The 7,538-nt window shown below is 60.5% G+C and carries 10 protein-coding genes; 7 read left to right on the top strand and 3 right to left on the bottom strand.

What is annotated here, in order from left to right; translation table 11 throughout:
- Positions 1-13 precede the first annotated feature (13 nt).
- Both fabG and fabD read right to left on the bottom strand, forming a co-directional pair.
- Positions 14-751 (bottom strand): 3-oxoacyl-[acyl-carrier-protein] reductase, encoded by a 738-nt coding sequence (gene fabG, locus AC07E3_RS18450; protein WP_478363907.1) that lies wholly within the window; start codon positions 749-751, stop codon positions 14-16.
- A 49-nt stretch (positions 752-800) separates the two neighbouring features.
- Positions 801-1,742, bottom strand: coding sequence for an ACP S-malonyltransferase (gene fabD / locus AC07E3_RS18455; RefSeq protein ID WP_336065583.1), 942 nt, complete (start codon positions 1,740-1,742; stop codon positions 801-803).
- Between the two features lie 180 nt (positions 1,743-1,922).
- Here fabD and AC07E3_RS18460 point away from each other — a divergent pair, with 180 nt between their 5' ends.
- From AC07E3_RS18460 to AC07E3_RS18470, 3 genes are all read left to right on the top strand, one after another.
- Positions 1,923-2,201 (top strand): hypothetical protein, encoded by a 279-nt coding sequence (locus tag AC07E3_RS18460; RefSeq protein ID WP_336065585.1) that lies wholly within the window; start codon positions 1,923-1,925, stop codon positions 2,199-2,201.
- Positions 2,202-2,334: 133 nt separating this feature from the next.
- Positions 2,335-3,264, top strand: coding sequence for an ABC transporter ATP-binding protein (locus AC07E3_RS18465; protein ID WP_065818314.1), 930 nt, complete (start codon positions 2,335-2,337; stop codon positions 3,262-3,264).
- A complete protein-coding gene (locus AC07E3_RS18470; protein ID WP_336065589.1) occupies positions 3,261-4,022 on the top strand; it encodes an ABC transporter permease in 762 nt (253 codons plus the stop codon). Before AC07E3_RS18465 ends, AC07E3_RS18470 begins: the two co-directional genes overlap by 4 nt.
- A gap of 103 nt (positions 4,023-4,125) precedes the next feature.
- Here AC07E3_RS18470 and AC07E3_RS18475 read toward each other — a convergent pair whose 3' ends face one another.
- Positions 4,126-4,794 (bottom strand): helix-turn-helix transcriptional regulator, encoded by a 669-nt coding sequence (locus tag AC07E3_RS18475; protein WP_478363909.1) that lies wholly within the window; start codon positions 4,792-4,794, stop codon positions 4,126-4,128.
- A 106-nt stretch (positions 4,795-4,900) separates the two neighbouring features.
- On the opposite strand from AC07E3_RS18475, the gene AC07E3_RS18480 reads away from it, so the two are divergent.
- The 4 genes from AC07E3_RS18480 to rplI all read left to right on the top strand — a co-directional run bounded on the left by AC07E3_RS18480 (position 4,901) and on the right by rplI (position 7,293).
- Positions 4,901-5,539: a hypothetical protein gene (locus AC07E3_RS18480; protein ID WP_478363911.1), complete on the top strand. Its 639-nt coding sequence runs from the start codon at positions 4,901-4,903 to the stop codon at positions 5,537-5,539.
- Between the two features lie 249 nt (positions 5,540-5,788).
- A complete protein-coding gene (gene rpsF / locus AC07E3_RS18485) occupies positions 5,789-6,220 on the top strand; it encodes a 30S ribosomal protein S6 (protein ID WP_336065598.1) in 432 nt (143 codons plus the stop codon).
- Positions 6,220-6,468, top strand: a complete 249-nt coding sequence (gene rpsR / locus AC07E3_RS18490; protein WP_002963610.1) for a 30S ribosomal protein S18 — start codon at positions 6,220-6,222, stop codon at positions 6,466-6,468. The genes rpsF and rpsR overlap by 1 nt, the downstream gene beginning before the upstream one ends.
- 204 nt (positions 6,469-6,672) lie before the next feature.
- Entirely contained in the window at positions 6,673-7,293 is a 621-nt protein-coding gene (gene rplI / locus AC07E3_RS18495) for a 50S ribosomal protein L9 (protein ID WP_336065601.1), read from the top strand.
- Positions 7,294-7,538: the final 245 nt, after the last annotated feature.

Genomic DNA, 7,538 nt, shown 5'->3' on the forward strand with positions numbered 1-7,538 from the left:
GCCCGAACCGCGCTCAGATCATCGCCATGCCGCCATTGACATGCACGGTCTGGCCCGTGACGTAGGAGGCCTCATTGGATGCCAGATATGCGACGGCGGATGCGATTTCATCACCGCTGCCCATCCGTTTCATGGGAATGGCGCCCATGATCGCGTCGCGCTGCTTGTCGTTGAGCTTGTCGGTCATGGCCGATTCGATGAAGCCTGGAGCAACGCAGTTGACGGTGATCGACCGGCTGGCGATTTCCTGGGCAAGCGACTTGGAGAAGCCGATCAGACCTGCCTTGGAAGCACAGTAATTTGCCTGACCGGGATTGCCGGTGACGCCCACAACGGAGGTGATGTTGATGACACGGCCGAATCGGCGGCGCATCATCGGGTGTGTCAGTTCGCGGGTCAGCCTGAAAACAGAGCCGAGATTGATCTCCAGCACCTGATCCCAGTCATCGTCGCTCATGCGCACGAAAAGGCCGTCGCGGGTAATACCGGCGTTGTTGACGAGGATATCGACACCCTCAAGTTCCGATTCCGCCTTCTCGGCCAACTGTTTGACTTCATTGCGGTCCGACAGGTTGGCCGGGAACAGCCTGACACGATCGCCAAGATCGGCAGCCAGCGTTTCCAGCTTTTCAACCCGCGTGCCGTGCAGGCCGACAATGGCGCCCTGGGAATGCAGAATGCGTGCGATGGCCTCGCCGATGCCGCCGGATGCCCCCGTCACCAGTGCCTTGCGGCCGCTCAGATCAAACATGGCCTTGTCCTTTTCAATCACCTGAATTCCTGCTTTCGATTTGGCGGGCTCAGCCGAGCGCCGCCATTGCCGCTTCTATGTCTGCCGGCGTGTTGACCGGAACTGCGGCAAGATCGCGGTTGATGCGACGGGCGAGACCGGAGAGCACCTTGCCGGAGCCGATCTCATAGAGTGTTTCCACACCATTCTCGCCGAACCAGCCGACGGTTTCGCGCCAGCGCACCCGGCCCGTGACCTGCTCGACCAGCCGTTCGGCGATCTCTTCGGGATCACTCAAAGGCGAAACCGTGACATTGGCCACCACCGGAACAGCCGGGGCGTGCTTCCTGACATCGGCGAGTGCTTCGCGCATCGCCTCGGCCGCCGGCTGCATGAGCGCGGAATGGAAAGGGGCGGAAACCGGCAGCATGATCGCGCGCTTGGCGCCCTTCTCGGAGGCGAGCTTCGCGGCCTCTTCCACGGCGCTCCTGGCACCGGAGATCACGAGTTGTCCGCCGCCATTGTCATTGGCAATCTGGCAGACGCCCTCCTTGCCGGCAGCGGAGCAGACCGCTTCCACGTCGGCCGCCTCAAGACCGATGATCGCGGCCATCGCCCCCTCGCCCACCGGCACCGCAGCCTGCATGGCATTGCCGCGAATGCGCAGCAGCCGAGCGGTATCGGCCAGGGAGAATGTGCCGGCAGCGCAGAGCGCGGAATATTCGCCAAGCGAGTGACCGGCCACGTAGGACACCCTGTCCTTGAGGGAGAGACCGCCCTTTTCCATCACCCGCATCGCGGCGATGGAAACGGCCATAAGCGCAGGCTGCGCATTGGCCGTGAGTGTCAGTTCGTCCTCCGGGCCTTCCCACATGACCTTGGAAAGCTTCTGGCTAAGCGCGTCATCGACCTCCTGGAACACGTCCCGCGCTTCAGGAAATGCATCGGCCAGATCGCGCCCCATGCCGACAGCCTGACTTCCCTGACCTGGAAAGGTGAAAGCGATGCTCATCGCCAAATCTCCGGTATTCGTCCTTATCGGGCGCATCTGGTGACGCAACACAACCGGCGCGTCAAGCTTTTTGGGCGTTTTCGGCATCCGGCGTCCGATGACATGAAAACTCCATAATTGAAGAGAGATGTATCGCTGCTCCGCCCCACTTCCGGTGGCGTGTATGGGTATTTTTCAGACATGTCTTTTGAATCAGAAGAGCCGCGACCGCAGGAAATTGCGCCTCGTCGCAGGCTGACGCTTGCGCAGGTTGTCGGCTTTGTTTCCGTAACCCTCTTTATTTCCACGGAGGTGGCCGCCGCTTCGGCCGCGGGCATCTGGGGGCTCTCCGGACTGCTGCACCTTCAGCCCCTCGGCGAGATCATTCTGACGGCGATCGTCGGCATTCCGGCGCTCTTTGCGATGGTGCGCTGCGGGCAACTCGCCTTCGCAGCGGAGACCGACCCCGAAAACAACTGATCCGGTCACGGGAAACGAAAACGTCCGGCATGTCAGGAAATGTCAGCGAGCGAGCGAGCGCGCTGGCAAGCGGGCTGCATATTGCCTATATGTGCGCGGCCTGCCAAAGCCCCCGACATGACGGACTTTTCCCATGACGACAGCTCTTTCCATCAAAGACCTTTCAAAGACCTATGACACCGGCCTGACGGCCCTGAATTCGGTCGATCTCGACATCAAGCGCGGGGAGATACTCGCCCTGCTCGGCCCGAACGGGGCCGGTAAAACGACAATGATCTCCATCATCTGCGGTCTGGTGAAACCCACCACCGGCACGGTGACGGTAGAGGGCAACGATATTGTCCAGAACTACCGCCAGGCGCGCCAGCTCATCGGTCTGGTGCCGCAGGAGCTGCACACCGAAACCTTCGAGACGGTCTGGGCGACGGTCAGCTACAGCCGCGGCCTTTTCGGCAAGAAGCCGGCGCCGGCGCTGGTCGAACAGATCCTGCGCGACCTCTCGCTCTACGACAAGAAGGACAGCCAGATCATGGCGCTCTCGGGCGGCATGAAACGGCGCGTGATGATCGCCAAGGCTCTCGCACATGAACCGCGCATCCTGTTCCTCGACGAGCCGACGGCAGGCGTCGACGTGGAACTGCGCAAGGATATGTGGCGGCTGGTCAAGCGCCTGCGCGACACGGGCGTCACCATCATCCTGACAACGCATTATATCGAAGAGGCGGAAGAGATCGCCGACCGCGTGGGCGTCATCAACAGGGGCCGGCTGCTTCTGGTCGAAGAAAAGGCCGAGCTGATGCGCAAACTCGGACAGAAGCAGCTTACGCTCGACCTGCAGAAGCCGCTGGAACATCTGCCGGACCAGCTTTCCGAATATGACCTGGAGCTCGCCGATGGCGGCGAGCGGGTGATTTATCACTATGACACACAGGCGAAGCGAACGGGCATTGCGTCCCTGCTTTCGGCGCTGAGCGAAGCCGGGATCACCGTCAAGGATCTCGACACGGAGCAACGCTCGCTCGAAGACATTTTCGTGAGCCTCGTGGTGGAGGAAAACCAGTGAATTTCGAAGCCGTCAAATCCATCTATCTCTTCGAGATGGCGCGCATGAAACGCACGCTTCTGCAAAGCGTGATTTCGCCCGTGCTCTCCACCTCGCTTTATTTCATCGTCTTCGGCGCGGCCATCGGCTCGCGCATCGAGGAGATCGACGGCGTCCAGTATGGCGCCTTCATCGTTCCCGGGCTGATGATGCTGACGCTGTTGCAGAACTCCATCTCCAACGCATCGTTCGGCATCTATTTTCCAAAGTTCATCGGCACGATTTACGAGGTCCTCTCCGCGCCGATCTCCTTTTTCGAGATCGTGCTTGGCTATGTGGGGGCGGCGGCAACCAAGTCGCTGATCCTGGGCCTGATAATCCTGGCAACGGCGCATCTCTTCGTCCCCATAGAGATAAGACATCCCTTCTGGATGCTGTTCTTTCTGGTGATGACGGCGATTACCTTCAGCCTGTTCGGCTTCATCATCGGCATCTGGGCCGACAATTTTGAAAAACTTCAGCTGATACCGCTTCTGGTGATCACGCCGCTCGTCTTCCTTGGCGGCTCGTTCTACTCCATCGAGATGCTGCCGGAATTCTGGCAGAAGGTGACGCTTGCCAACCCGGTGCTTTACCTCATCAGCGGCTTCCGCTGGAGCTTCTATGAGACTGCGGATGTGGGGATCGGCGTGAGCATCGCCATGATCACCTTCTTCCTTGCGCTTTGCCTTGGCGCCATCTGGTGGATTTTCAAGACCGGTTACAAGCTCAAGACGTGAACGCTAAAGCGCGTCGCGATCTTTCAGATTCGCTCTGTGCGCTTTAGGTTCTTGATTTGACGCATGTCTCCCGAAACCGGTGCCCACTTTCGGGAGACATGCGTTAACGCAGGGTCTTCAGGTAGTCCTTGAATTCCCTGCCAGCCTCTGGCGCAAAGCGGTCGCCAGTTTCGGCGACCGTCAGCAGCCGATCGATGCGAAAGTTGCGAAAGTCGTCGCGCTCCTCGCACCAGGCCGTCAAAAGCCAGACATTGTCGAACGCGGTCAGTCCCAACGGGCGGACCCTGCGCGTGCTCTGCCTCTCCTTCAGGTCGAGATAGACGATTTCAAGACGCCGGCGCCCGCGTACCGCACGGCGAAGAGCAGCGAGATGGCGTTGTGCATCCGACGCCCTTGAATATGCGATCATGTCCCCTTGCCGCACACGCCCATGCTGACCGTCGGGTGCTATTGCATCAACCTTTGCGGCCACGCGGGCGGCAGCCTGCTTCAGATCGCCATCGCCGCGCGCTGAAATCAACTGCATGCCAAGCGTGATCGCGTCGAGCTCATCGGCGTCGAAGTGCAGGGGAGGCAGGAAATAGCCGCGCTCGATCTGATAGCCGACACCGCCCTCGCCCCGGATGGGAGCCCCCATGGACTGAAGCGTGGCGATGTCGCGGTAGAGGGTGCGGACCGAGACACCCAGCGTCTCGGCCAATCGAGCAGCGCTGACCGGCTGGCGGTGCATCCGCAATTGTTCAAGCAATCCGAAAAGTCGTGATGCGCGCATGCTCCACCCTGACAGAAACTGTCAATCCTTCGGGATAGCTACGGCACGTCGGCCTGTTCGGCAAGCCCGACCGCAGCCGCTGCCCCTATGAAGAGGAAAACAGTCAATGTTGAGAAAATCCGAAGGCCCTGTGAGGGTGATGGGCTTTGCCCGATACCAAAAGCGCGCGGACGTTGAAGCGGCCCGCCTGATCGACGCCGCGCTGGCCTGGCAGGAAACCTTTCTGCGCCCGATGGACGGCATCCTCCTTCATGCGTTTCTCGGCAATCTGAACGGCGGTTTTGCCGACATCATTCTGGCCCGTGACGACCAGAGCTTCGAGGGGATGCTCAAAGCCTATGACGACGCAGAAAGCGCGAAGACGTTCATGGCATTGCTGGAGCCCGGCACCGTCCGGCTGTCGCGCAACCAGATACTGAAGCAGATCGCATCCCCGCCGGACGCTTTTTCCTGCGTTGAATTCGGGACCTTCAAGATCGCTGACGGCAGCAATGCGAGTGAGCAGGACGTGCTCGCGATTTCGGAACGGATCGAAAGCGAATATCTCGGCCAATCCGACAATACGAGGCTCCATTACATCGGGCGAGATGCGGAAAACCGCTTTTGCGAGGTCACTTTCGGACGTTCGCTGGGCGAAACAAAACGCATGTGCGAGGGCTATGTCGGGCACCCGGTCTGCCAGCCGCTTCTCGATCTGTGCGACCCCGCCAGCCTGGACCTTGATTTCTGGTACCTGCTCGCCTGAAACCGTCGCCTTGCATCTTCGCTGAAAACCTGTATAAGCGCGCGATCTGCCGGTCTCAGCTGGGGGCTGAACGGAGGGCCGTGCGCTTTTCTCGATTTCGTGAAGCGTGCGTTGTGAAGACAGGTTCTTCCGCCTCCCGTGTCTCCGCTCTCGACCGTCCAACGCGCTTTTCTTCGGCCCCTCGGGGACAAGACTAGTCGCAGAGGCTTAGCCGCTGGCCGGTGGATGGAAACGAAGAAAGGCAAGACAATGGCACTTTACGAACACGTGTTCCTTGCCCGGCAGGATCTCTCGCAGCAGCAGATCGATGCCCTTGTGGAACAGTACAAGGGTGTGATCGAGGCTGGTGGCGGCTCCGTTGGTCGGGTTGAAAACTGGGGGCAGAAGTCCCTCGCCTACCGGATCAAGAAGAACCGCAAGGCTTACTTCACCCTCATGGACATCGACGCTCCGGCTGCGGCCGTAAAGGAAGTCGAGCGCCAGATGGGCCTGTCGGAAGACATTCTGCGCTTCATGACCATTCGTGTCGACGCGCATGAGGAAGGCCCTTCCGCGATGATGCAGCGCCGCGACGACCGTGGTCCGCGCCGCGACGACCGTGGCCCGCGCCGTGACGACCGTGGCCCGCGTGGCCCGCGCCGCGATCATGACCGCGACAGCAACAAGGAAGGCTCCGAATAATGGTCGACATCAACCAGATCCCGACGCGGCGTCCTTTCCACCGCCGCCGCAAGACCTGCCCGTTCTCCGGCGCCAATGCACCGAAGATCGACTACAAGGACGTGAAGCTCCTGCAGCGCTATATTTCCGAGCGCGGCAAGATCGTTCCCTCCCGCATCACGGCAGTCAGCCAGAAGAAGCAGCGCGAACTGGCCAAGGCCATCAAGCGCGCCCGTTTCCTGGGCCTTCTGCCCTACGTGGTGAAGTAAGAATTTCGGCGCGGGCGGCTTTCCGCCCGCCCCCTCCCCGCGGCGGGCGCGGATGAGGTTTCTTCAAATCCCGAGTTGGGGCCGATGCCCCTAACTGCCGCCATGGGCAGGACAGCGACTTTCATGCCGCACAGCGGCATTCCCGTTTCTGACCTGCCTTTATGAAATTCCGGCGCAAAGCGCCGATGACAAAGGACAGAAACGATGGACGTTATTCTCCTTGAACGTATCGCCAAGCTCGGCCAGATGGGCGACGTGGTGAAGGTCAAAGACGGCTACGCACGCAACTTCCTGCTGCCCAGGGGCAAGGCTCTGCGCGCGAACGAAGCCAACCGCAAGAAATTCGAGAGCCAGCGCGTCGAGCTCGAAGCGCGCAATCTGGAACAGAAGAAGGAAGCCGAGGCTGTTGCAGAGAAGCTCGACGGCAAGTCCTTCGTCGTCGTTCGCTCCGCCGCCGAGACCGGTCAGCTCTACGGTTCGGTCGCCACGCGCGATATCGTTGAGATTCTGGCCGATGAAGGCTTCAAGATCGGCCGCAGCCAGGTCGAGCTCAACCAGCCGATCAAGACCATTGGCCTGATCAATGTCGCCATCGCGCTTCACCCGGAAGTCGAGGTCACCGTGACGCTCAACGTTGCGCGTTCGAGCGACGAGGCCGAGCGCCAGGCACGCGGCGAGACGCTGGATTCTGCGGAAGCCATTTACGGCGAGGACATCAACGACAGCGCGCGTCCGGACGAGTTCTTCGATCCGGAAGCCGAGTATGAGGATGTCGAAGCAGCCTCCGACGAGGCGGCTGCCGAAGAGACCGACGAGAACGCGTAATTCACACGCAACCTGGTTCAGACCGCCTCAGCGCTTCAGAGAATCGATGAGGCGGTCCGGGCCAGCTGTCTGTTTTCATGCAGTTCCGAACGGAAAACCGGTTTCCACTCTTCCTGGAATTGCTCTCAAAGCCGGGCACGCGCCCGGCTTCAGACTGCTGACAAACCCCTGGCATTTGCCGGGGGTTTTTGATTCACTGGGTCATGTTGAAGACACCGGCCCCCGAACAGACAGCGCTCGAGATG

This window comes from Nitratireductor lacus (assembly GCF_056431025.1).

What these genes read in the sequence shown, in the direction of transcription:
- rpsR (WP_002963610.1), top strand. Translation starts at nt 6,220, where the DNA reads ATGGTCGACATCAACCAGATCCCGACGCGGCGTCCTTTCCACCGCCGC.
- fabG (WP_478363907.1), bottom strand. Translation starts at nt 751, where the DNA reads ATGTTTGATCTGAGCGGCCGCAAGGCACTGGTGACGGGGGCATCCGGC.
- AC07E3_RS18480 (WP_478363911.1), top strand. Translation starts at nt 4,901, where the DNA reads ATGTTGAGAAAATCCGAAGGCCCTGTGAGGGTGATGGGCTTTGCCCGA.
- rpsF (WP_336065598.1), top strand. Translation starts at nt 5,789, where the DNA reads ATGGCACTTTACGAACACGTGTTCCTTGCCCGGCAGGATCTCTCGCAG.
- AC07E3_RS18460 (WP_336065585.1), top strand. Translation starts at nt 1,923, where the DNA reads ATGTCTTTTGAATCAGAAGAGCCGCGACCGCAGGAAATTGCGCCTCGT.
- rplI (WP_336065601.1), top strand. Translation starts at nt 6,673, where the DNA reads ATGGACGTTATTCTCCTTGAACGTATCGCCAAGCTCGGCCAGATGGGC.
- AC07E3_RS18465 (WP_065818314.1), top strand. Translation starts at nt 2,335, where the DNA reads ATGACGACAGCTCTTTCCATCAAAGACCTTTCAAAGACCTATGACACC.
- AC07E3_RS18475 (WP_478363909.1), bottom strand. Translation starts at nt 4,794, where the DNA reads ATGCGCGCATCACGACTTTTCGGATTGCTTGAACAATTGCGGATGCAC.
- fabD (WP_336065583.1), bottom strand. Translation starts at nt 1,742, where the DNA reads ATGAGCATCGCTTTCACCTTTCCAGGTCAGGGAAGTCAGGCTGTCGGC.